This window comes from Micromonospora profundi (assembly GCF_011927785.1).
Taxonomy (GTDB): domain Bacteria; phylum Actinomycetota; class Actinomycetes; order Mycobacteriales; family Micromonosporaceae; genus Micromonospora; species Micromonospora profundi.
In genome coordinates, this window is sequence record NZ_JAATJK010000001.1 from 4277708 (window position 1) to 4299187 (window position 21480).

The following is a 21480-nucleotide window of genomic DNA, read 5'->3' on the forward strand; positions in this document are numbered from 1 at the left end:
TCCGCTTACGGCAAGGCCAGGTCAGGCGTCGTCTTCCGGGGAGCGCTTGGCGCGGCTGGGCTGGACCCGCTTGGGCTCGCCGGGCATCTTGGGGTGGTCCGGGGGGTACGGCAGGTCGCCCTGGCCGGCGGCGGCGTCTCGTTCGGCCCACTCTAGTAGCGGGGTGATGTCGTACGGGGAGTCGTCGATTTCGGCGTGTGGGTCGCCGCGCTCGGCCAACCGGGCGGGGACGCTGCGCAGGTCGAAGTCGTCCGGGTCGACGTCGGGCAGCTCGTCCCAGGTGACCGGGGTGGAGACGGTGGCCCGTGCGGTGGCTCGCAGCGAGTACGCGCAGGCGATCGTCCGGTCGCGCGCCATCTGGTTGTAGTCGACGAAGACGCGGCTGCCGCGCTCTTCCTTCCACCAGGCGGTGGTGATCAGGTCGGGCTGACGGCGTTCCACCTCCCGGGCCAGCGCGATGGTGGCCCGGCGTACCTCGGTGAAGGTCCACCGGGGCTGGATGCGCAGGTAGACGTGCACGCCCCGGCCACCGGAGGTTTTCGGCCAGCCGGTGGCGCCCAGTTCGTCAAGGACCGCGCGGACCTCCCCGGCGGCGCGGGCCGCGTCGGCGAAGTCGGTGCCGGGCTGTGGGTCCAGGTCGATGCGCAGCTCGTCGGGGCTGTCGGTGTCGGCGGCGCGCACCGGCCACGGGTGGAACACGATGGTGCCCATCTGCGCGGCCCAGGCCACGTGCGCCAGGTCGACCGGGCAGAGCTCGGCCGCGCTCCGGCCGCTCGGAAAGGTGATCTGCGCGGTCGTCACCCACGGTGGGACGCCCCGGGTGGGCACCCGCTTCTGGAAGAACGCCTCACCCTCGATGCCCTCGGGGAAGCGTTGCAGCGTGGTGGGCCGGTCCCGCAGGGCGCGCATGATGCCGTCGCCGACCGCGAGGTAGTAGTGGAAGACGTCCGCCTTTGTGAAACCCCGCTGCGGGAAGATCACCCGGTCCGGACTGCTCAGCCGTACGCTGTGCCCGGCCACCTCGACCTCGGTGACCGCTGCCTTGGTGCCACCCATCCCGCGACCTTATGCCACACCCCCGACGTTCGACGTACCGTTGAGGGGTGAGTCTTGACGACAACGAGCTGCCCCAGACCGAGGACGAGTGGCGCGTCCGGTTGACCCCCGAGGAGTTCCACGTCCTGCGGGAGGCCGGCACCGAACGCCCGTGGACCGGCGAGTACGTGGACACGAAGACCCAGGGCGTCTACCACTGCCGCGCCTGCGGGTTGGAACTGTTCTCCAGCGACACGAAGTTCGACTCGCACTGCGGGTGGCCGAGCTTCGACGACGCCATCCCGGGCCGGGTCAAGGAGATCGAGGACCGCAGCCTCGGCATGGCCCGTACGGAGATCCGCTGCGCCCGCTGCGACAGCCACCTCGGGCACGTCTTCCACGGCGAGGGCTTCACCCCGAAGGACACCAGGCACTGCGTCAACTCGATCTCGGTCCGGCTGGAGCCGAACTGATCTGAGCCGCGTACCCCTGGAGTAGCTCGACCTCGGCGGTCCGGGACCGCTCGATGCGCCGGGCCAGGTCGCGGACCCGCTCGTCGCGGCCGACGCCGACCTGGGCCCGGGCCAGGTCGGCCGCCGCCCGCTGGTGGTCGGCGAGCACCTCGCGCAGCACCCGGTCGACGTCGGCGTCGGTGGCGGCCCGCAGCCGGTCCAGCGCGTCGTCGTCGCCGTGCCCGGCGTGGTCGTGCCCGGCCGTGCCGGCGCCCGGCCCGGCGGTTGGCAGCCAGCCGCGCATCTCGGCCAACTCGTCGGCCTCGGTCGCCTCGATGGCGGCGGCCAGGGTACGCAGCGAGTTGTCACGCAACCGGCTCCCGGCCAGCCTGACGATCTGCAGGGTGCGTTCGCTGTGCCCGATCATCGTGCTCAGGAAGACGACGTCGATGCCGCTCATGGCGTCCCCGGTGGAGGATCCCGCCGGGGACGGGGCAGCCGCAGGCCCGGGTGGTGTCGACGCGGGCGGCCCGGCGCAGGCGGCGGCGAGCAGCAGCGCGGCGACCAGGGACGCCAGCGGGGTCACGCGAGGCATGGCGAGGGCTCCGATCACGCGAGGGCGGCGACACGGGCGCGGCCGGGACCGCGCCCGTGCGGTCAGACCTGTTGCCAGAGCGCCGGTACGTTCGGCGGCTCCCAGCCGAGGATCGCCGTGTGCGCCTGCCGGCAGCGGTACGTGCGGCCGCCGTAGGTGACCTGGTCGCCGACCTGGTACGCCCGTCCGGCCGTCCAACTGCCACCCGGTGCGGGCGTGGTCGTCGGCGTGGCGGTGGGGGTGGGTCGTGGCGTGGGCGAGGCGGTCGGAGTGGGGGTGGGCGTGGTGCCGCCTCCCCCGCCGCCGATCTGCACGTCGATGCAGGAGTAGAAGGCGTTTGCGGTGTCGGAGATGTTCCACACCGCGAGGATCTTCTGCCGGCCCGAGTATCCGCCGAGGTTGACGGTGTGCGAGACGGTGGCGCCGGGCTGCTGGCCGTTGCCGTTGACCACGGCGACCCGGCTGTTGCCGATCCAGTACTCCCAGTTGCTTGTGGAGTGGCGGGCGGTGTTGAACCAGGTGAAGGTCAGCGAGGTGCCCACCGACGTGGCCGGCCAGCCCCTGTTGTCGTCGTTGAGGACGGCGAACTGGGCGATCCCGGCGTTGCAGCTACGCAGGCCCTTGGGGCCCTCCACGCTCTGCGGCTCGTACTTGATCTGCCCGCAGTCGGGCACCCGGCCCTGCGCGCAGAGCGCCTGCCGGCTCGGTGGGGCGGAGACGTAGCCGTGCGCCTGGGCGGGCGCGGCGAGGGTGAGGGTGGCGGCGACAGCGCCCGCCGCCACCAGCGGGACGGTGATTCTTCGACGCATCGGGGCAGCTCCTTCGTGACGCGCGGTGAGGTGCCCCTCAACGTAATTTAAACTTTGTTAACAGTAAAGAGACCTGTCGATAAATCCATCGATGGTGGCGATTCTTCGGTCAGAGCCGGAGCAGACCGCCGCTGTCGTCGACCTGGTCGGCCGACTCGTCGTCGAGCCAGACCCCGCCGCTGGCGAGGTAGCGGAAGCGGTACTCCCCCGGCGCGAGCTTGATGGTCACCGTCCGGGTGCCGTCGCGGCGGGCCACCAACTCGTGCCGGCCGGGCTGCCACTCGTTGAAGCAGCCCACCACGCTGACCGGGCCGGGCGGAACGTCCCGGGGCAGGCAGAAGGTCACCCGGGTCAGGCTGCCGAAGAGCTTGTTGCGCTTGATCATTGCGATCCTCCGAGCGGTACGGCGGGTCACGGCGGTCTCATCCGGCATAACGGACGACACGCCGGAGCCGACACGCCGCCACCACCGGTCGACCGGCCGCATTTCGACCCATCTGCCACCAGGCATCAGGGCAGTCTGATGACACATGTCCTGATACGGGGGGTTTTAGAATGGCAACCTGCGAGGTCTGCGGCAACGACTACTGGATGGCGTTCGAGGTACGCACCGTCAGCGGCGACGTCCACACCTTCGACTCGTTCGAGTGCGCGATCCACCGCATGGCACCCATCTGCGAGCACTGCGAAATCAAGATCGTCGGTCACGGCGTCGAGGTCAACGGCCGGTTCTTCTGCTGCGGGCACTGCGCCCGCTCGGTCGAACGCACCGAAGGTGCCGAGATCCGCGACGCCGTCGGCGCCCGCCCAGCCTGACCGCATGGCCCTGACCGCACGGCCCTGACCGCCCCGCGGCCCGCTGCGGTACGGTCGTCGCATGCGGCCTTTGCTGGGCGTTCTTTCCCCGCCGCGCTCCTGAACGGAGCGCCGCGCCTCACGCCGACCGGGTGACCCACCCGCTCGGCCATCTCGCCGTACGCGCTCCGTCGACGTCGTCCTCGTCAACGGCTCACCTTTCGGAGCGCATCCGTGTCCACGTCCCGTACCGCGTCGCCGGCTGTCCCGGCCCCGGCCGCCCTTGCGGCCCGCACCGGCCTGATCCAGATCACCGTCACCGGAGTGCTGTGGGGCACCACCGGCGTGGCGGTTCAACTCCTGCGCGAGAGCACCGGCCTCAGCCCGGTGAGCATCGGCTTCCACCGCTTGGCGATCGCCGCGCTCGTCCTGCTGGCGTGCACCGCCGGCCGGCTCGGCACGCTTGTGGGCGCCCTGCGCGCGGCGCCCGTGCCGCTGCTGATCACCGGCGTCGGCCTCGGCCTCTACCAGGCGCTCTACTTCGCCGCCGTGGCGCTGGCCGGGGTCAGCGTGGCCACCGTGGTCAGCCTGGGCCTCGCCCCGGTGCTCGCCGCGGCCTGGGAGTCGGCGCGCGCCCGCCGGATCCCCGGCCCGCTGCGGCTCGGCACGCTGGTCGCCGCCGTGGCCGGCCTCGCCCTGATCACCACGGCCAGCGCGCAGCCCACGACGGCGGCGCCGGCCCCACTGTTCGGCCTGCTCGCGGCCGCCGGCTCCGGCCTCGGGTACGCGGTGACGACGCTGATCAGCCGGCAGGTGTCGCAGCACACCGAACCCATGACGCTGACCACCGTCTCCACAGTCGTCGGCGCGCTGACCCTCGCCCCGTTCGCGCTGGTCGCCGGCATCGGCGTACCGGCCCGCGTCTCCACAGTGGCGCTGCTGCTGCACCTCGGCGTCGTCACCACCGCCGTGGCGTACGCGCTGTTCTACGCCGGGCTGCGCACCACCCCCGGCAGCGTCGCCGCCGTGCTGACCCTGCTCGAACCGCTGACCGCTGCGGCGCTGGCAGTAGCGCTGCTGCACGAGCCGCTTCCACTGCCGGTGCTCGTCGGCGGCGCGCTGCTGCTCACCGCCGTGGCCGCCACCTACCTCCGCCCACCGGAGACACGCTGACCGGCCCGGCTCGGGAGGGCCTACCATCGGTGCCGTGCCACAGCAGACCACCGAACTTCGGACGGCCTCCTTCGCCGACCTGGACGCCCGGACCCTCCACGACCTGCTCAAGCTCCGCGTCGACGTGTTCGTGGTGGAGCAGAACTGCCCGTACCCGGACATCGACGGGCGGGACGTGGAGCCCGGCACCCGGCACCTCTGGCTCACCGACGGCGACGCCCCCCTGGCGTACCTGCGGATCCTCGCCGACCCGGGCGGCCTCGCGCGGATCGGTCGGGTGGTGGTGGCCCCGACGGCGCGCGGCGGCGGGCACGCCGGCCGGCTGATGACCGCGGCGCTTGAGGTGGTGGGCAACCAGCCGTGCGTGCTGGAAGCCCAGTCACACCTTGTGGGTTTCTACGCCCGGCACGGCTTCGAGGTCAACGGCCCGGAGTACCTCGAGGACGGCATCCCGCACACCCCGATGCGCCGCGCTGCCATTGACGCCTGACGATTTGCCTGGCATTGTGCCGGGTAGAGCCATCGCGGGAGCCAGCGAATAGGCACGGGAGTGGGCAACTCCCGGCAGTCCGGGTGTCGTCGTCCGTCCGACCTCATCCCCCCGGGGGCTCCATGTCCACTCTCACCCGATCACGACGTGTGCTCTGGTTGTTCGCCATCGCGACTGCCTGCACGCTCCTGTTGACCACCGCCCTGACCACGATGCTGGTCCGGTCCGCCTCCGCGCACGGCTCGGTCGTCGACCCGCCCTCCCGCAGCTACAGCTGCTGGCAGCGCTGGGGCGGCGACTTCCAGAACCCACGGATGGCCACCGAGGACCCGATGTGCTGGCAGGCCTGGCAGGCCGACCCGAACGCCATGTGGAACTGGAACGGCCTGTTCCGCGAGGGCGTGGCCGGTAACCACCAGGGCGCCATCCCCAACGGGCAACTGTGCAGCGGCGGGCGTACCCAGAGCGGTCGCTACAACGCAATGGACACCGTCGGCGCGTGGAAGACCACCTCGGTGGCGAACAACTTCCGGCTCCGCTTCTTCGACCAGGCCAGTCACGGCGCCGACTACATCCGGGTGTACGTGACCAAGCAGGGCTTCAACTCGTCCACGCAGCCGCTCGGCTGGAGCGACCTTGAGTTGGCCGGCCAGATCGGCAACACCCCTGCCTCGCAGTGGAATCCGGACACCGGTGGCGTCTCCATCCAGATTCCGGTGAGCGCGCCGGGACGTACGGGTCGCCACATCGTCTACACCATCTGGCAGGCCAGCCACCTGGACCAGTCGTACTACCTGTGCAGTGACGTCGACTTCGGCGGAGGCAACGGCACCCCGCCCCCCACGACCCCGCCCCCCACGACGCCGCCGCCGACCACCCCGCCGCCCACCACTCCCCCGCCGACCACCCCGCCGCCGACCACGCCTCCGCCGGCCGGAGCCTGCACGGCGACGTACCAGGTCACCGGCCAGTGGTCCGGTGGCTTCCAGGGCGAGGTGAAGGTGACCGCCGGCAGTTCAGGGACCCGAGGCTGGTCGGTGAGTTGGAACTACGGCAACGGCCAGCAGGTCACGTCGTCGTGGAACGCCACAGTCAGCACGAGCGGCACGCAGGTAACGGCACGTAACGCCAACCACAACGGCACACTTGCCGCCGGAGCGAGCGCCACGTTCGGTTTCCTCGGTTCGTGGAACGGCAGCAACCCAGTTCCGCTGGTCTCCTGCACGACGACCAGTTGATCCCCGGCCGGCGCCGCACCCGGGCGGGGGTGCGGCGCCGGACGGCGGGGCTCAGACCAGGCAGTTGACGATCTCGGCGACTGACCGGCGGCGGCCCGTGTAGAAGGGGACCTCCTCGCGGACGTGCCGGCGGGCGCCGGAGGCACGCAGGTCACGCATCAGGTCGACGATGCGGTGCAGCTCGTCGGCCTCGAACGCCAACATCCACTCGTAGTCGCCCAGGGCGAACGAGGCGACGGTGTTGGCCCGCACGTCCGGGTAGCCACGGGCCATCTTGCCGTGCTCGGCCAGCAGCTCACGCCGCTCGGCGTCGGGCAGCAGATACCACTCGTAGGACCGGACGAACGGGTAGACGCACAGGTACGGGCGGGCCTCCTCGCCGGCCAGGAACGCCGGGATGTGGCTCTTGTTGAACTCCGCCGGCCGGTGCAGCGCCATCTGCGACCAGACCGGGGTCAGCGCCCGCCCGAGGGTGGTGCGCCGGAATCGCAGGTACGCGTCCTGGAGGGCGTCGCTGGACGCGGAGTGCCACCAGATCATCACGTCGGCGTCGGCACGCAGGCCGGCGACGTCGTACACGCCCCGGATCACCACGTCCTTGCCGGACAGCTCCTCGAAGAGGGCCTCGACCTCACCTGTGACGTTGTCCCGCAACGACGGCAGCGGAGCGCTGGCCCGGAACACCGACCACATCGTGTAGCGGATGCTGTCGTTCAGCTCCCGCAGCCGTGCCGCGTTTGTCTGCTCGGTCATCTCGCCGGTCCTCCCAGTGCTGTGATGATCTCGTCGGCCGCCGTCTCGCCGGAGCGGACGCAGACCGGAATGCCGACACCGTCGTAACCGGCGCCGGCCAGGGTCAGTGTGGGATGGGCGATCCGCAACGCCGTACGCGCGGCGGCCACCCGGTCGGCGTGCCCCGGGGTGTACTGCGGCAGCGAACCGCCCCACCGCTGCACGTGCCCGTCGACAGGTGCGGGAAGCGGCACGCCGAGCACCGCCGACAACTCCCGGTGCACTGTCGCGGCCAGGTCCTCGTCCGGGCGTTGGAGCTGCGCCTCCTCGCCGTACCGGCCCACCGACGCGCGGACCAGCGCCAGCCCGTCCGGCCGACGCAGGTGCCCCCACTTCGTGGTGAAGAACGTCGACGCCTTGATCAGCAGTCCTTCGGTGCTCGGCACCAGAAAACCGGACAGCTCGGGCAACTCAGGTTGCGGCAGCGCCAGTGTGACAAGGGCGACGCTGGCGTAGTCCAGCTCTCCGACGGCTGCGGCGGCTGCCGGTGCCGGCCCGCTGAGCAGTCGGGCCGCCGGCCGGGCCGGCACCGCCAGCACCACGGCGTCCACGTCGATCAGCTCGGGCTCCCGGGTGGGGCCGACGGTGAGCCGCCAGCCCGTGGCCGTGGGCGTCACCTCACGGACGGCGGCGTCACGTCGTACCGTCGCGCCGCTCGCCGTCGCCGCCGCGTCCACGAGAGTGCTCAGCCCGCCAGCCAGGGTGCCGAAGACCGGGGCGCCGGGGGCACGCGGCGCGGCGGCCTGCGCCGCACGGACCGCCCCGACCAGCGTGTGTTCGACCCGGGCGGTGCGCGCCAGCGCCGGCATCGTGGTGACCAGGGAGAGGTCGTCGGCGCGGCCCGCGTACACGCCGCCCAGCATCGGGTCGACAAGCCTGTCGACCACCTCGTCGCCGAAGCGAGCCCGAACCAGCGCGCCCACCGAGACGTCCATGCCGGGCTCGACAAGCGGCCGGCCGCCGTCGGTGTCGGCGTCCGCGGTCGGCCGGGCGACGGTGGTCACCCGTTCCAGATCCCCGGGTACGCCCACAAGCGTGCCGCCCGGGATGGGGCGCAGCATGCCGTCGACGACGAGGGCCGCCTGCCCGACGGTGGGGTGCACGATCTGGTCGGCAAGCCCGAGCCTGCGGACCAACGCCACAGCCCCGCTCTCGGCCCCGGTCGGATCACGCAGCAGGAAGGACTCGGCCCCGAACTCCACCGGCTGACCGGCAAGCTCCCCGGTGCGCAGCTTGCCACCCAGCACACCGGACTGCTCGTACACCGTGATCTCGGTGCCGGCCGGGGCACGGTCGCGCAACCGGACCGCGGCGGCCAACCCGGCGATCCCGCCGCCGACCACCGCCACCCGCCAGGGCTGCCCCATCGCGTGTCAGCCCTGGTCAGCCCGGCGGCTGGACAGCTCGTGCACAAGCGCGACCACCCGGGTCAGCACCTCCGGGTCGGTCTCGGGCAGCACGCCGTGACCGAGGTTGAACACGTGTCCGGGTGCGGCCCGACCCTGGTCCAGGATGCGGCGCACCTCGGCCTCCACCACCGGCCACGGCGCGAGCAGTACGCACGGGTCCAGGTTGCCCTGCACCGCCTTGTCCGGGCCGATGCGGCCGGTGGCCACGTCCAGCGGGGTACGCCAGTCCACGCCGACCACGTCCGCGCCGGCCTCGCCCATCGCGCCGAGCAGCTCGGCGGTGCCCACCCCGAAGTGGATCCGCGGTACCCCGGCGTGCGACCGCTCCGGCTCGGCGCGTCTATCGCCGCGCCCCGACCCGGAGCAGTCGTCGGCCAGCCCGCTCAACACGGCGGTCGAGTGCGGCAGCACGTAGCGGCGGTAGTCGGCCTCGGAGAGGGTGCCCGCCCACGAGTCGAACAGCTGCACCGCGGACACGCCGGCCTCGATCTGCACCCGCAGGAAGGCGAGCGTCACCTCGGCCAGCCGGCCGGCGAGCGCGTGCCACAGCTCCGGGTCGCCGTACATCAGCGCCTTGGTCTTCGCGTGGGTCCGCGACGGACCGCCCTCGACCAGGTAGCTGGCAAGTGTGAACGGGGCGCCCGCGAAACCGATCAACGGGGTGTCGCCCAGCTCGACCACCAACTGCCGGACGGCCTCGTCGACGTACGGGACGTCGTCGCGGGTGATCAGGCGGATGCGCTCCACGTCGGCGGCGCTACGGATCGGTTCGGCGACCACCGGGCCGGTGCCCGGCACGATGTCCAGGTCGATCCCGGCCGCGGCGACGGGCACCACGATGTCGCTGAACAGGATGGCCGCGTCGACACCGTGCCGGCGTACCGGCTGAAGGGTGATCTCGGTTACCAGATCGGCGCGGCGGCAGGACTCCAGCATCGGCACGCTCGCCCTGATCTCCCGGTACTCCGGGAGCGAGCGGCCGGCCTGGCGCATGAACCAGACCGGTGTGTGCGGGCCAGGGCGACGCCGGCAGGCCCTGATGAAGGGCGAGTCGGCGGGGCCGCCTGGGCGCGGGTCTCCGTCTCGGGCGGCAGTGCCCGTGGTTTCCGTGGTCATCGCCGCAATCCTTCCACGCCCTGCACCCCCACCCCACCTGGGGTGAAAGGAAGGGCACCTTCTTAACGCCTCCGGTAGAGCAGGGGCCCCCTCCTAACATCGGAGCACGGTGCGGGCAGGCTCTGGTGGGCGATATGCACTGCCGCGCCCGCAGGCGCGGCCGCCGCCGTCGGATAGGGCGTCGGGGCGCCGTCGGATGGGGCCTCGGCGCGCCGTCGAAGCGGGTGGGCCGACGGCGGCATAGGCTGCCGACATGGCCCCCCCGATCGCGCTCCCGGAGACCTTCGTCCGCGCGGTCGCCGGACTGCGGTCGCCGGCGCCTCGGCCGGAGATCACGCTGGAGGAGGTCGGCGCCCCCCAGCGGCTGGCGCCCTACACGTTCGCACTCTCCGCGGCGGTGCTGCGCGACGGCGACGAGGTGGCCACCGGGCGGCTGATCCTGCTGCACGACCCGGCCGGGCACGAGGCGTGGCAGGGCACCCTGCGGCTTGTCACCTACGTGACCGCCGAGCTGGAGGTAGACCTCGCCGCCGACCCGCTGCTGCCCGGCGTCGGCTGGACCTGGCTGACCGACGCCCTGGAAACCCAGGAGGCGGCCCACCGCGCGATCGGCGGAACTGTCACCCAGACCATGTCGACCCGGTTCGGTGATCTGGCCGGCTCACCGACCGCCGGGGACATCGAGATCCGCGCATCCTGGACGCCGGTGACCGACGACCTCGCCCCGCACCTGCTGGGCTGGTGCACGCTGCTCGCCTCCACGGCCGGCCTCCCGCCGCCCGGGGTCACCGCCCTCTCCGACCGCCGGGCAGCCGGCACCGCCTGACGCCGCCCCGCCCGTTCACACGGGTCGGGGCGGACGTCGGTCGGGCTTACAGGTAGTTCTCCGCCTCGTCGCAGACCTTGTCGAGACCCTTCATCGCCGCGTCGTACGCGCTCCTGTTGCCGGCCGCCGCCGCGCCGAGCGCGGTGGTCAGCTTGTCCAGGCAGCTGGCGATCACCTTCTTCTGCCGGGCCTGCTCGTCGCGGTCGTTGCGGGTGCCGGTCAGGTCCTGCTCGGTGTTGTCGAGCTTGTCCTGCATGGTCTTCAGGTCGGTCTTGAGCTTGGAGATCTCGGTGGTGTTGGCCGCGATGGTGCCGTCACGCTCGCTGACCTGGCTGGTGAGGCGCTTCTCGGTACGGTTCAGCTCGTTGTTCTTCGTCACGAACAGCCCGGTCATCACCCCGCTGACAACGAAGAGCAGACCGGCCACCAGAGCCAGCACCAGCACCGCGCGACCCTTGCGGGGCGGCTGCGCGGCGGCCGGTCCGTACTGCGGCGCACCGGGCGGGCCCGACATCGGCTGCCCGTACGACGGACCGGAGACCGGCGGCGCGGACATCGGCGGGGCGGACATCGGCTGCCCGTACGCCCCACCGGAGACCGGCGGCGCGGAGACCTGACCGCCGTACGGCGGGGCGCTGGCCGGGTAGCCCGGCGTCGGCTGGCCGGTGCCGTACTGCGACGGCGTGGGCTGGCTGGTGCCGTACTGCGACGGCGTCGGCTGGCCGGTGCCGTACTGGGGGGCGGCCTGACCCGACGCGTACTGCTGCGGCGTGGGCTGGCCGGGCTGCGGCGGGGTGGCCTGGCCGTGCGCGTACTGCTGCTGCGGCGTGGCGTGGCCCGGCGCGTACTGCTGCGGTGGGTTCGGCAGTCCGGCCGGCGAGCCCGGCGGCGTCGGTGCGGCCGGCGGGTAGCCCTCCGGTCCGGACGGTGGCTGGGACATGATGTTGTTCCTCCAGGTGAGCGGGTCGTCCGCCGGTAGGCGCGACGGACCGGGTACGGCGAGGTTGTGCGGGTCCGAGGACCCGGCCGGGATCGGGGAAAGGCCGGCGGTGGCCGGGGATGGTGCGGGCGTGCGGAGCCGTCCGATCAGCAGATCTTGAAGCCGTCGCAGGCGACCTTGATCGGTACGGCCAGGCCGATGCCCTCGGCGTCGCGGGCCTTGGCGGTGGCGATACCGACCACCTGCTTGCTGCCGTTGATCACCGGCCCGCCGGAGTTTCCGGGGTTGATCGGGGCATCGAACTGGATTGTCGGTCCGGAGGAACCCTGGGCGGAACGCAGGGCGCTCACCACGCCGGTGGTGACGCTGTCCTCCAGGCCGAGTGGAGCGCCGACGACGATGATCTGCTGGCCGGATTTCACTGCGGTGGGTGCGGTGACCAGGCCGGTGAACTTGTTGGTCGTCCGCAGGTGCGCCACATCGTTGGTCTTGTCGACCTTGACGATGGTGGCCGGGAAGCGCTGGTCGGTGCGTTCCAGGAAGACCTGGCGCCCGCCGCCCTCCCAGACCGCTTCGACAACGTGGAAGTTGGTGAACAGGTTGGTCCCACCGTCGGAGGTCGGCTTGCCCACCGCGAACGCCGAGCCGGTGAACTGACCTGCACGCACCCGGAACACGCTGGGCAGCACGGCGCTGGCCACCGCCTCCGGGTTGAACGCCGCGCCGGCCTGCTTCTCCAACTCGTCCGCGCGAGTCTCCAGGCCGTCGAGGCGGAGGGCGTCGCCTTCCTGGCCCTGCGCCAGCCGCTTGTCGGTGGCGGCGAGCCGGTCGCCGAGCCTGTCGAGTTGGTACGCCTGCACTCCGGTCACGGCCGCCAGAAGCACGACAAGTGCCGTGGCGAGGACCATCGGCAAGCGACGACGGCCGGGCTGGGCCGGTGATGGCGGGGCGTACGGGCCGCCCGGCGTCGAGCCGTACGGCGTCGGTGGCGGGCCACCCTGGGGCGTTGCCGTGCCGTACGGAAGTGGTGCGGGGCCGCGCGGCGCGGCCGGCGGGTTGGCCTGGGGCGCCGCACTCCACTGGGCGGCGTTGGGTGGGGGTGCCCAGCCGGTGCGGGGCGCCGGCACGGCCTGCGGGTGGACTGTGCCGCCGGTCTGCGCCGCCGGCCAACTGGCGCCTGCGGGTGGGTGCGGCTCGATGCGCGGTGGCAGCGGTCCCGGTCGCCCGGCTCCTGCTCCGCTCATGTCGTGAGGCGCGGCCCCCTCCGGTCGGCCGTCCTGCGCGCCGAAGCCAGCCGTCATGATCGCCTTGCCCTCCCGTGATCTTCCTGTGCCGCCCGTCGATCTGATTGTCACCCGATCGCGGGCTCGCGGCTCGATGGACCGTACCTGCGTGAACGGGCTTTGTCTCCCCCGATGTCCGGCATCCGAATGGACATCTTGTGGCCAGCCGATCGACACACGCCGGACCGGCTGCACCCGCAATATCGGCGCGCGCACTAGGGTTGGCAGGTGACCGACGAACCACCCCTGCGCCGTCGGCCCACCGAAGAACTCCCGGGACACGCACCCCACCACCCGCCGTCGGCCCAGCCGCAGCAGGCAGGCGAGGGGCCCGACCCGACCGACGGTGGGCCAGTTCCGCTGATCGCCCCGCGTGACGGCACCCCCGACCCGGTGGCCGCCCCGGCGGAGCTTGCCGAGGTCGTGGCCCGCTTCGCGGCGGGCACCGGCCCGGTTGCCCTGGACGCCGAACGCGCCTCCGGCTACCGCTACAGCCAGCGCGCCTACCTGGTGCAGCTGCGCCGCGCGGGTGCCGGCACGGCGCTTATCGACCCGCTTCCGCTGCCCGATCTCAGCACGCTGGACGCGGTGATCGGCGAGGCCGAGTGGGTGCTGCATGCCGCGAGTCAGGATCTGCCGTGCCTGGCCGAGGTCGGTTTGCGTCCGCGCCGGCTCTTCGACACGGAACTGGCCGCTCGGCTGGCCGGGTTCGAGCGGGTCGGCTTGGCCGCGCTGACCGAGCAGCTACTCGGATTCACCCTTGAGAAGCATCACTCGGCAGCCGATTGGTCAAGTCGTCCGCTGCCCGAGTCGTGGTTGACCTACGCGGCCCTCGACGTGGAGCTGCTCACCGATCTGCGGGACGCGCTCGACGCCGAGTTGACCCGGCAGGGGAAGTCGGCCTGGGCCGCCGAGGAGTTCGCCGCGCTGGTGCGGACCGGCGCCAAACCGCCCCGGGTCCGCGCGGAGCCCTGGCGACGCACGTCCGGCATCCACCGGGTGCGGGGGGCGCGGGCTCAGGCCCGGGTGCGCTCGTTGTGGTACGCCCGGGACCAGATCGCTTCCCGGCGGGATGCCGCGCCCGGTCGGGTGCTGCCGGACTCGGCGATCGTCGCCGCCGCCGAGTTGGACCCGAAGGACGAGAAGACGCTGTTGACGCTGCCGGGCTTCGGTGGCCGGTCGGTTCGCCGGCTGGCCCGCACGTGGCTGGCCGCGCTCGACGACGCCCGTCAACTGCCCGACGACGCGCTTCCGGTCACCCCTGCTGTGGAGGGTCCACCTCCGCCGCACCGGTGGGCCGAACGGGACCCGGTGGCGGCGGGCCGGTTGGCCCGCTGCCGGGAGGTGGTGGTCCGCATCGCGGGCGAGCACAACCTGCCCCCGGAGAATCTGATCACCCCCGATTCGGTACGCCGGCTGGCGTGGACCCCGCCGGAGGAGCTCACCGAGGAGACGGTGGCGGACACGCTGCGTGGCTTCAACGCCCGCGAGTGGCAGATCGGCCTGCTGACCGCTGAGCTGACCGCGGCCCTGTCCCCCTCGACCTGATCGCTGGCGTGCCGCCCCATCCCTGGTGTGCCGCTTCCCGACGCCCGGCGGTGTGGGGTGGGCCACAGCGGGGCGTGCGGACGAGCTGGTTACTGACGAGTAGCATTCGGGGGAAACGTGCCCGTGTCGGCGACCCTGCTTCGTTCCGAGTGCTGCCTGCCGGCGCCAAGGCCGGAACATGGTCGAATAGGAGGCTCAAGTGCCCCGTGAAGTCCGAGATGTCGTCTTCGTCGACGGCGTCCGTACCCCGTTCGGCAAGGCGGGTGGCATGTACGCCAACACCCGCGCCGACGACCTGGTGATCCGCTGTATCCGGGAACTGCTGCGCCGTAACCCGCAGCTGCCGCCGGAGCGGGTCGAGGAGGTCGCCATCGCGGCCACCACCCAGATCGGTGACCAGGGCCTCACCATCGGCCGCACCGCCGCGCTGCTGTCCGGGCTGCCCAAGACCGTTCCCGGCTTCGCCATCGACCGGATGTGCGCCGGCGCCATGACCGCGGTGACCACCGTCGCCGGTGGCATCGCCATGGGCGCGTACGACATCGCCATCGCAGGCGGCGTCGAGCACATGGGCCGCCACCCGATGGGTGAGGGCGTCGACCCCAACCCGCGGATCGTCGCGGAGAAGCTTGTCGACCCGTCCGCACTGGTCATGGGCGCCACCGCCGAGAACCTGCACGACCGGGTCCCGCACATCACCAAGGCCCGCACCGACGCGTTCGCGCTCGCCTCCCAGCAGAAGACCGCGAAGGCGTACGCCAACGGCAAGCTCCAGGACGACCTGGTGCCGGTGGCCATCCGCGACGCCGAGGGTGGCTGGGGTCTGGCCACCGCCGACGAGGCTCCCCGGGACACCTCCCTGGAGAAGCTGGCCACGCTGAAGACGCCGTTCCGCCCGCACGGCAAGGTCACCGCGGGTAACGCGGCCGGCCTGAACGACGGCGCCACCGCGAGCCTGATCGCCGACGAGGCCACCGCCCGCGAGCTGGGCCTGCCCGTCGCCATGCGGCTCGTGTCGTTCGGCTTCGTCGGCGTGGAGCCGGAGGTGATGGGCGTCGGCCCGATCCCCTCGACCGAGAAGGCGCTGCGCATCGCCGGCCTGAGCATCGACGACATCGGCCTGTTCGAGCTGAACGAGGCGTTCGCCGTGCAGGTGCTCGCCTTCCTCGACCACTTCGGCATCGCCGACGACGACCCCCGGGTCAACCCGTGGGGCGGCGCGATCGCCATCGGCCACCCCCTCGCCTCGTCCGGCGTACGGCTGATGACCCAACTGGCCCGCCAGTTCGCCGAGCACCCCGAGGTCCGTTACGGCGTGACCGCCATGTGCATCGGCATCGGCATGGGCGGCACGGTCATCTGGGAGAACCCGCACTGGACGGAGGGCAACAAGTGAAGGCACCCAACGAGGTAGTCACCAAGGCGCTGCTGCGTCAGGTGACCGTACCGGGGCTGGACCGACCCGCCGCCCTGATCACGCTCGACAACGGCTTCGACCACACCAAGCCGAACACCTTCGGCCCGGCCGGTCTGACCAGCCTGGACGAGGCGATCACCGCTGCGCTGGCCGCCGATCCGGCGTTCATCGCGGTCACCGGCAAGCCGTACATCTTCTGCGTGGGCGCGGACATCGTCGGCCTGCCGCAGCTCGCCGACCGCGCGCAGGCGCTGGAGATCGGCCGGCTCGGCCACCGGGTCTTCGCCCGGCTCAAGGACAGCCCCGTGCCCACGTTCGCGTTCGTCAACGGCGCGGCGATGGGCGGCGGGCTGGAGCTGGCGCTGCACTGTCACTACCGGACGCTGTCCGGTGGCGCGGCTGCGCTGGCCCTGCCCGAGGTCTCCCTCGGCCTGGTCCCGGGCTGGGGCGGCACCCAGCTGCTGCCGAACCTCATCGGCATCCCGGCCGCCACCCAGGTGATCATCCAGAACCCGCTGATGCAGAACAAGATGCTCAAGCCGAAGCAGGCCGCCGAGATGGGCATCGCGGACGTACTGCTGGAGCCGGCCGACTTCCTGGAGCGGTCCCTGGAGTGGGCCGCCGGCGTCGTCCGGGGTCAGGTCACTGTGACCCGCCCCGAGGTCGACAAGGACATGTGGGGGGGCGTGCTCTACTTCGCCCGGGAGACGCTGAACCAGCGGCTGCACGGCGCGGTCCCGGCCGCGTACAAGGCGCTCGACCTGCTGGAGACGGCCAAGGACGGCGACTTCGCCGCCGGCACCGCCGCCGAGGACGAGGCCCTCGCGGACCTTGTCTTCTCCGAGGAGCTGCGCAGCGGCCTGTACGCCTTCGACCTTGTGCAGCGGCGGGCCAAGCGGCCCGCTGGCGCACCGGACAAGGGCCTGGCCCGCACTGTCACCAAGGTCGGCATCGTCGGCGCGGGCCTGATGGCCAGCCAGTTGGCGCTGCTGTTCGCCCGCCGCCTCCAGGTGCCGGTCGTGATGACCGACCTGGACCAGTCCCGTGTGGACAAGGGCGTCGGGTACGTGCACACCCAGATCGAGAAGGCCGTCAGCAAGGGCCGGATGGACAAGGGCACCGCCGCCAAGCTGTACGGCCTGGTCAGCGGCACAGTCGACAAGAGCGCCTTCGCCGACGCCGACTTCGTCATCGAGGCGGTCTTCGAGGACCTGGGCGTCAAGAAGCAGGTCTGGGCCGAGCTGGAGAAGATCGTCTCCCCGGAGGCGGTGCTCGCCACCAACACCAGTTCGCTGTCGATCACCGAGATGGCCGCGGAGCTGGAGCACCCGGAGCGGGTGGTCGGCTTCCACTTCTTCAACCCGGTGGCGGTGCTGCCGCTGCTGGAGATCGTCCGGGGCGAGCGCACCGACGACGCCACCCTGGCGACGGCGTTCGCGGTGAGCAAGCAGCTCAAGAAGTCCTCCGTGCTGGTCAAGGACGCCCCGGCGTTCGTTGTCAACCGGCTGCTGACCCGCTTCCTGGGCACCGTCTTCGCCGCTGTCGACCAGGGCACTCCGCTGGACGTGGCGAACAGTGCACTGGACCCACTGGGCCTGCCGATGCGCCCGCTCGCCCTGCTCCAACTGGTCGGCCCTGCCGTGGCGTACCACGTGGGCGGGACACTGCACGAGGCGTACCCGGACCGGTTCGGTGTCAGCGAGAACCTCAAGCGCATCGCCGACTCCGGCCAGCCGATCGTTGTCGACGACCAGATCAACGACGAGGTCGCGAAGCTGCTCGTGGTCGGCGACCAGCCGCTGACGGCCGAGCAGGTCCGCCAGAACGCGCTCGACGCGCTCGCGCAGGAGATCCGGCTCATGCTGGACGAGGGTGTCGTCGCCGAGGCGCAGGACATCGACCTGTGCATGATCCTCGGTGCCGGCTGGCCGTTCCACCTGGGCGGCGTCACGCCGTACCTTGACCGGACCGGCACCAGCGAGCGGGTCACCGGCCAGCGGTTCCTGCCGCGCGGGGCGGCGAGCCTGCCCGCCTGAGCCACGCACACCGACCCTGCGTTCGCGGTGGTTGCCCCGTCCAGCTTGGATGGAGGCAGCCACCGCGAATGTCGTTGTGCCTGATTCCGGTCGGGTCGGGACAGTGGGACCCTCTGGTGGCTGGCTACGATCACCCGTTCGCACCCTCGCCTGGAGCTGATCAATGTCCTCACCGCCGGTCGATCCCTGGTCCGGGCAGACGGAGCCCGACGCGCGCTACGACTTCCACCCGCCGCGCCCAGAGGGCTACCAGCAGCCGCCCGCCGAGGGTTGGGCGCCGCAGCCGCCGTACGACGGCCAGTGGCACGGCGCGCCGCAGCCCGCTCCGCCACCGGCGGCCCAGCAGCCGTATCCCACACAGCCCTATCCCGCCCCGCCGTACTCCACGCCGCCGCACTCGACCCCGCCGTACTCCACCTCACCGCATTCGACCCCGCCGTACTCCACCCCAGCGCACGTCGGATATCCCGGCACGCCGCAGACCGGCTATCCGGCCGGCCAGTACGCCGGCTACCCGCCGCCCCATCCCGGCGGCGGACAGGGGCAGTCACGGCAGCTGATCCTGATCCTGGGCATCGTCGGGCTGCTGGTGCTCTGCCTCGGCGGGGGCGGAGTCGCCTACGTGGCCTACGAGCGGGATCAGAGTGCCGACCCGAAACCCACCCCGACCGCTGCCCCCACCACAGGGCCGGCCACCACGCCGAGCGCCACCGCCTCCTCGTCCGCCACTCCGTCGCCGGGGTCCAGTCCCGCTGCCCAGATCCGGGTCGTCACACCGGAGACTCTCGCGGGGCGCCCGAAGAGCACGGACGCGACGCTGAAGAAGCTGGCGGAGGACATGGTCCAAGAGCTGAGAGGCTCGGTGCGCGGCGAGAACGATGTCGTCGGCGCCTTCTACGGCAGCCCCAGCGACCGGAACATGGTCATGGTGATCGCTGCCTCCACGTTCGTGCTCAACCCCACGAAAGAGCTCGACGACACGGTGCGGTCGATGTCCAAGGGCATGGCCGTGACGGGGATGACCACCATCGCCCCAGGGCCACTGGGTGGGGTGGCCAAGTGCGGCGACGGCAAGTCCGCGGAGGTGTCGTTGGGTGTCTGCGCCTGGGCCGACCACGGCAGCGTCGGGATCATCGTGATGTTCTTCTCGTCCGCGGCCGCCTCGGCGGCGGAGTTCGTCACCATCCGGGGGGAGATCGAGCAGCAGTCCTGACCACCACGGCAGCGCGTGGGCGAACCTGCCCGAAACACGGCACCACCGACGCCGTGCTCGAGTCCTCGCCGTCCGATCCTGGAGTTGACTGATGTCCCAGCCGCCGGCCAGCCCCTTCGGCCCGCCGCACGATCCCCCGCCGCAGCCGCAGGGACCGCAGTACCAGCCGGGGCCGCCGCAGCAGCCGGGGCCGCCGCAGCAGCCGGGGCCGCAGTACCAGCCGCCGCAGCAGCCCGCTGGCTGGCCACCGCCGCAGCAGCAGGGCTTCGGGCCCGCGCAGCCGGGCTCCGGGCCTGCACAGCCCGGTCAGCCGTACGGCCACCCGAACCTGGCCGTCGGCCCGCCGCCGAAGAAGTCGAACGTCGGCACGATCGCGGTGATCGCGCTGGCGGCGGTGCTGGTGCTCTGCCTCGGCGGGGCGGCGGTCACCTGGTTCGTGGTCAAGGACGGCGCGGGCGACGTCGTCGAGGCCAGCAGGACCAAGGTGGTCGCGCCCGACACCCTCGCCGGACGACCGAGGTACACCGAACCGGACCTGCGGAACGTCGTCGACGCGACGCTCAACTCGATCAGGCCGTCGGTGCAGAACGAGACAGGCGCGGTCGGCGAATTCTACGGCGAACCGATCCTGCGGGATTTCATCCAGGTCGCCGCTGTCTCCGGGGTGGTGGCCGACCCGCAGAGGAAACTGGACGACGCGGTGAGCTGGCTGCCCCAACTGGCCCTCACCGGCTTGACGGCGACCGAGCCCGGCCCGCTCGGCGGCGACGCTCGCTGCGGCAACGGCCGGACCAACGGCGTACCGATCGGTGTGTGCCTCTGGGCGGACGAGGGCAGCGTGGGCCTGGTGCTCATGTACTACAGGTCCGCCGAACAGGTGATCGCCGAGTTCGTCGGCATCCGTGGTCAGATCGAACAGCGTTCGTGAGCCGTGACGATGACCGGGGCCTCGGCCGCCCGGGGATAGCCGAGGCCCCGTGCCGTGCGGCACGCACGGCTCAGTGCCGGACCGCCGGGAAGTACGCGTTCAGCTTGCTCCGCAGGTGGGCCGCGTAGACGAAGCCGAGCATCGGATTACCGCGGTAGGCGCTTGCCGTACCGGTGCCGACATCCACAGTCACCGGTCGGGCTACCGCCGCGAACTTCACGCGCTGCCCTTCCTGCGCCCACTCCGAGGCGGCCGGCTCGATCTGGGTACCGACCAGCGCGGGGAACACCGCCACGCCGTTCTGGAGGCCGCGTAGCTGCCCCTTGCGGGCCAGCACGTAGTCGGTCGCCGTGGCGGTGAACGTTTGCAGGGCGTCCGCAGTGACGAGCGTCGCCGGCGCGGCGATCGTGAACAGGTGCAGTTTGGTCGCCATCCACTGCAGCTTGAAGTCGGCCCGGTAGCCGATCAGCACCGCCACGCCGCCCCAGTCTTCGGTCCGCACCTCGCAGCCGTCGGCCCGAAGCCGTTCACCGGTCGCCGTGAGGTACCCCTGCACCTGCTCGGTCCCCGTGATGTTCATCTGGCGCCCACCTCTCCTCTGGCTGTTACGGCCGCTCATCTAACACCGCCGCAGTCCATCCCGCTGCCCCTGCCGATCATGAGTGGAAGTGCAAGATCCGCGCACCTTCACCGAAGCTGCTGCCTCCAGCGAGCCGGAGGCGGCATCATCTGCGTAGTTGCGCGGATCTTGACTGTTCGAGGCGGCCGTACCGCCGGCGCCTATGCCGTGTCGGTGTCACCCGGTGCGGCTGATGTCGCAGCCCGTTCGGCCGCGCTGCGCAGCACGCAGAACTCGTTGCCCTCCGGGTCGGCGAGCACCACCCACCCAGCGCCGTCGGGCCGGGTCTGGTCGTCGACGAGCGTCGCGCCGATGCCGAGCAGCCGCTCGACCTCCTCGGCGCGGGTCCGGTCGGCGGGTTGCAGGTCAAGGTGCAGCCGGTTCTTCACCGTCTTGCCCTCGGGTACGGCGAGAAACAGCACCACCGGGCCTCCCGGCGGCAGGAGCATCGCCTCCGGGTCACCGGGGAAGTCGTCCGGCTGCCGGGGGCAGTCGAAGACCTGCGACCAGAAGCCGGCAAGGGCGTACGTGTCGCGACAGTCGATGCTGATGTTGTGGATCGTCGAACTCACTGTGGTCCTCCATGGTGGAGCGTGGCGCGGCACCGTTTCCGGGCGCGGCGCAGCACGCAGAAACCGGTTTCCCCGTGTGGACGGGCGGTCAGCGCCCGACCAGTGCGGGACGCTCCGCCTCCGGGACCTCAGCCGACGCGGACCCGGGGCGCGGAGCAGACATTCGTTGACATCGACGCACCCCCCTTCGCATC

General features: G+C 71.8%; 22 protein-coding genes. 11 read left to right on the forward strand and 11 right to left on the reverse strand.

Annotated elements, in window-relative coordinates:
• Positions 1–21 precede the first annotated feature (21 nt).
• Positions 22–1056: a non-homologous end-joining DNA ligase gene (gene ligD, locus F4558_RS18760; RefSeq protein ID WP_167945329.1), complete on the reverse strand. Its 1035-nt coding sequence runs from the start codon at positions 1054–1056 to the stop codon at positions 22–24.
• Between the two features lie 47 nt (positions 1057–1103).
• On the opposite strand from ligD, the gene msrB reads away from it, so the two are divergent.
• On the forward strand, positions 1104–1508 hold the full coding sequence (msrB, locus tag F4558_RS18765; protein ID WP_053653499.1) for a peptide-methionine (R)-S-oxide reductase MsrB: 405 nt from the start codon (positions 1104–1106) through the stop codon (positions 1506–1508).
• Here msrB and F4558_RS18770 read toward each other — a convergent pair.
• From F4558_RS18770 to F4558_RS18780, 3 genes are all read right to left on the reverse strand, one after another.
• On the reverse strand, positions 1474–2082 hold the full coding sequence (locus F4558_RS18770) for a DUF305 domain-containing protein (RefSeq protein ID WP_167945331.1): 609 nt from the start codon (positions 2080–2082) through the stop codon (positions 1474–1476). The genes msrB and F4558_RS18770 overlap by 35 nt on opposite strands.
• Before the next feature lie 62 nt (positions 2083–2144).
• The gene (locus F4558_RS18775) at positions 2145–2891 is read right to left on the reverse strand and encodes a lytic polysaccharide monooxygenase (RefSeq protein ID WP_053653497.1); all 747 of its coding nucleotides are present in this window, start codon (positions 2889–2891) and stop codon (positions 2145–2147) included.
• A 109-nt stretch (positions 2892–3000) separates the two neighbouring features.
• A complete protein-coding gene (locus F4558_RS18780; protein ID WP_053653496.1) occupies positions 3001–3276 on the reverse strand; it encodes an isoamylase early set domain-containing protein in 276 nt (91 codons plus the stop codon).
• Between the two features lie 170 nt (positions 3277–3446).
• On the opposite strand from F4558_RS18780, the gene F4558_RS18785 reads away from it, so the two are divergent.
• The 4 genes from F4558_RS18785 (at position 3447) to F4558_RS18800 (ending at position 6587) form a co-directional block, all read left to right on the forward strand.
• Positions 3447–3707 carry a metallothionein gene (locus F4558_RS18785; protein ID WP_053653495.1) on the forward strand — a complete coding sequence of 87 codons (261 nt, stop codon included), beginning with the start codon at positions 3447–3449 and terminating at the stop codon, positions 3705–3707.
• Positions 3708–3920: 213 nt separating this feature from the next.
• Positions 3921–4859, forward strand: a complete 939-nt coding sequence (locus F4558_RS18790; protein WP_053653494.1) for a DMT family transporter — start codon at positions 3921–3923, stop codon at positions 4857–4859.
• A gap of 34 nt (positions 4860–4893) precedes the next feature.
• The gene (locus F4558_RS18795) at positions 4894–5349 is read left to right on the forward strand and encodes a GNAT family N-acetyltransferase (protein WP_053653493.1); all 456 of its coding nucleotides are present in this window, start codon (positions 4894–4896) and stop codon (positions 5347–5349) included.
• 122 nt (positions 5350–5471) lie between these two features.
• Entirely contained in the window at positions 5472–6587 is a 1116-nt protein-coding gene (locus tag F4558_RS18800; protein ID WP_167945333.1) for a lytic polysaccharide monooxygenase auxiliary activity family 9 protein, read from the forward strand.
• 51 nt (positions 6588–6638) lie between these two features.
• Here the strand turns inward: F4558_RS18800 and hemQ are convergent, their stop codons facing one another.
• From hemQ to hemE, 3 genes are read right to left on the reverse strand one after another with little or no spacing between them, the layout of a single operon-like run.
• Positions 6639–7340, reverse strand: a complete 702-nt coding sequence (hemQ, locus tag F4558_RS18805; RefSeq protein WP_053657371.1) for a hydrogen peroxide-dependent heme synthase — start codon at positions 7338–7340, stop codon at positions 6639–6641.
• On the reverse strand, positions 7337–8746 hold the full coding sequence (gene hemG, locus F4558_RS18810; protein ID WP_167945335.1) for a protoporphyrinogen oxidase: 1410 nt from the start codon (positions 8744–8746) through the stop codon (positions 7337–7339). The genes hemQ and hemG overlap by 4 nt, the downstream gene beginning before the upstream one ends.
• Positions 8747–8752: 6 nt before the next feature.
• On the reverse strand, positions 8753–9904 hold the full coding sequence (gene hemE, locus F4558_RS18815) for a uroporphyrinogen decarboxylase (RefSeq protein ID WP_053657375.1): 1152 nt from the start codon (positions 9902–9904) through the stop codon (positions 8753–8755).
• Between the two features lie 253 nt (positions 9905–10157).
• On the opposite strand from hemE, the gene F4558_RS18820 reads away from it, so the two are divergent.
• Positions 10158–10730 (forward strand): DUF3000 domain-containing protein, encoded by a 573-nt coding sequence (locus tag F4558_RS18820; protein WP_167945337.1) that lies wholly within the window; start codon positions 10158–10160, stop codon positions 10728–10730.
• A gap of 46 nt (positions 10731–10776) precedes the next feature.
• On the opposite strand, the gene F4558_RS18825 is transcribed toward F4558_RS18820, so the two are convergent.
• Entirely contained in the window at positions 10777–11670 is an 894-nt protein-coding gene (locus F4558_RS18825; protein ID WP_053657380.1) for a hypothetical protein, read from the reverse strand.
• Between the two features lie 146 nt (positions 11671–11816).
• Positions 11817–12971 (reverse strand): trypsin-like peptidase domain-containing protein, encoded by a 1155-nt coding sequence (locus F4558_RS18830; protein WP_376767542.1) that lies wholly within the window; start codon positions 12969–12971, stop codon positions 11817–11819.
• Between the two features lie 210 nt (positions 12972–13181).
• Here F4558_RS18830 and F4558_RS18835 point away from each other — a divergent pair, with 210 nt between their 5' ends.
• The 5 genes from F4558_RS18835 (at position 13182) to F4558_RS18855 (ending at position 20095) form a co-directional block, all read left to right on the forward strand.
• The gene (locus F4558_RS18835; RefSeq protein WP_053657384.1) at positions 13182–14501 is read left to right on the forward strand and encodes a ribonuclease D; all 1320 of its coding nucleotides are present in this window, start codon (positions 13182–13184) and stop codon (positions 14499–14501) included.
• 199 nt (positions 14502–14700) lie between these two features.
• A complete protein-coding gene (locus tag F4558_RS18840; RefSeq protein ID WP_053657386.1) occupies positions 14701–15897 on the forward strand; it encodes a thiolase family protein in 1197 nt (398 codons plus the stop codon).
• Entirely contained in the window at positions 15894–17954 is a 2061-nt protein-coding gene (locus F4558_RS18845; RefSeq protein ID WP_167945340.1) for a 3-hydroxyacyl-CoA dehydrogenase NAD-binding domain-containing protein, read from the forward strand. Before F4558_RS18840 ends, F4558_RS18845 begins: the two co-directional genes overlap by 4 nt.
• Before the next feature lie 163 nt (positions 17955–18117).
• Positions 18118–19167, forward strand: coding sequence for a hypothetical protein (locus F4558_RS18850; protein ID WP_053657390.1), 1050 nt, complete (start codon positions 18118–18120; stop codon positions 19165–19167).
• A 91-nt stretch (positions 19168–19258) separates the two neighbouring features.
• Positions 19259–20095: a hypothetical protein gene (locus F4558_RS18855; protein ID WP_167945342.1), complete on the forward strand. Its 837-nt coding sequence runs from the start codon at positions 19259–19261 to the stop codon at positions 20093–20095.
• Between the two features lie 70 nt (positions 20096–20165).
• Here F4558_RS18855 and F4558_RS18860 read toward each other — a convergent pair whose 3' ends face one another.
• Together F4558_RS18860 and F4558_RS18865 are read right to left on the reverse strand one after the other, a co-directional pair.
• Complete coding sequence (locus F4558_RS18860) at positions 20166–20675, reverse strand: hypothetical protein (protein WP_053657395.1); 510 nt, start codon at positions 20673–20675, stop codon at positions 20166–20168.
• Between the two features lie 200 nt (positions 20676–20875).
• Positions 20876–21286, reverse strand: a complete 411-nt coding sequence (locus tag F4558_RS18865) for a VOC family protein (RefSeq protein ID WP_053657396.1) — start codon at positions 21284–21286, stop codon at positions 20876–20878.
• Positions 21287–21480 lie beyond the last annotated feature (194 nt).

Coding starts and splice junctions, on each gene's coding strand:
- ligD (WP_167945329.1), bottom strand. CDS start 1,056: ATGGGTGGCACCAAGGCAGCGGTCACCGAGGTCGAGGTGGCCGGGCAC.
- F4558_RS18855 (WP_167945342.1), top strand. CDS start 19,259: ATGTCCCAGCCGCCGGCCAGCCCCTTCGGCCCGCCGCACGATCCCCCG.
- F4558_RS18775 (WP_053653497.1), bottom strand. CDS start 2,891: ATGCGTCGAAGAATCACCGTCCCGCTGGTGGCGGCGGGCGCTGTCGCC.
- F4558_RS18850 (WP_053657390.1), top strand. CDS start 18,118: ATGTCCTCACCGCCGGTCGATCCCTGGTCCGGGCAGACGGAGCCCGAC.
- F4558_RS18780 (WP_053653496.1), bottom strand. CDS start 3,276: ATGATCAAGCGCAACAAGCTCTTCGGCAGCCTGACCCGGGTGACCTTC.
- F4558_RS18770 (WP_167945331.1), bottom strand. CDS start 2,082: ATGCCTCGCGTGACCCCGCTGGCGTCCCTGGTCGCCGCGCTGCTGCTC.
- hemE (WP_053657375.1), bottom strand. CDS start 9,904: ATGACCACGGAAACCACGGGCACTGCCGCCCGAGACGGAGACCCGCGC.
- F4558_RS18825 (WP_053657380.1), bottom strand. CDS start 11,670: ATGTCCCAGCCACCGTCCGGACCGGAGGGCTACCCGCCGGCCGCACCG.
- hemG (WP_167945335.1), bottom strand. CDS start 8,746: ATGGGGCAGCCCTGGCGGGTGGCGGTGGTCGGCGGCGGGATCGCCGGG.
- F4558_RS18820 (WP_167945337.1), top strand. CDS start 10,158: ATGGCCCCCCCGATCGCGCTCCCGGAGACCTTCGTCCGCGCGGTCGCC.
- F4558_RS18860 (WP_053657395.1), bottom strand. CDS start 20,675: ATGAACATCACGGGGACCGAGCAGGTGCAGGGGTACCTCACGGCGACC.
- F4558_RS18785 (WP_053653495.1), top strand. CDS start 3,447: ATGGCAACCTGCGAGGTCTGCGGCAACGACTACTGGATGGCGTTCGAG.
- F4558_RS18830 (WP_376767542.1), bottom strand. CDS start 12,971: ATGACGGCTGGCTTCGGCGCGCAGGACGGCCGACCGGAGGGGGCCGCG.
- F4558_RS18800 (WP_167945333.1), top strand. CDS start 5,472: ATGTCCACTCTCACCCGATCACGACGTGTGCTCTGGTTGTTCGCCATC.
- hemQ (WP_053657371.1), bottom strand. CDS start 7,340: ATGACCGAGCAGACAAACGCGGCACGGCTGCGGGAGCTGAACGACAGC.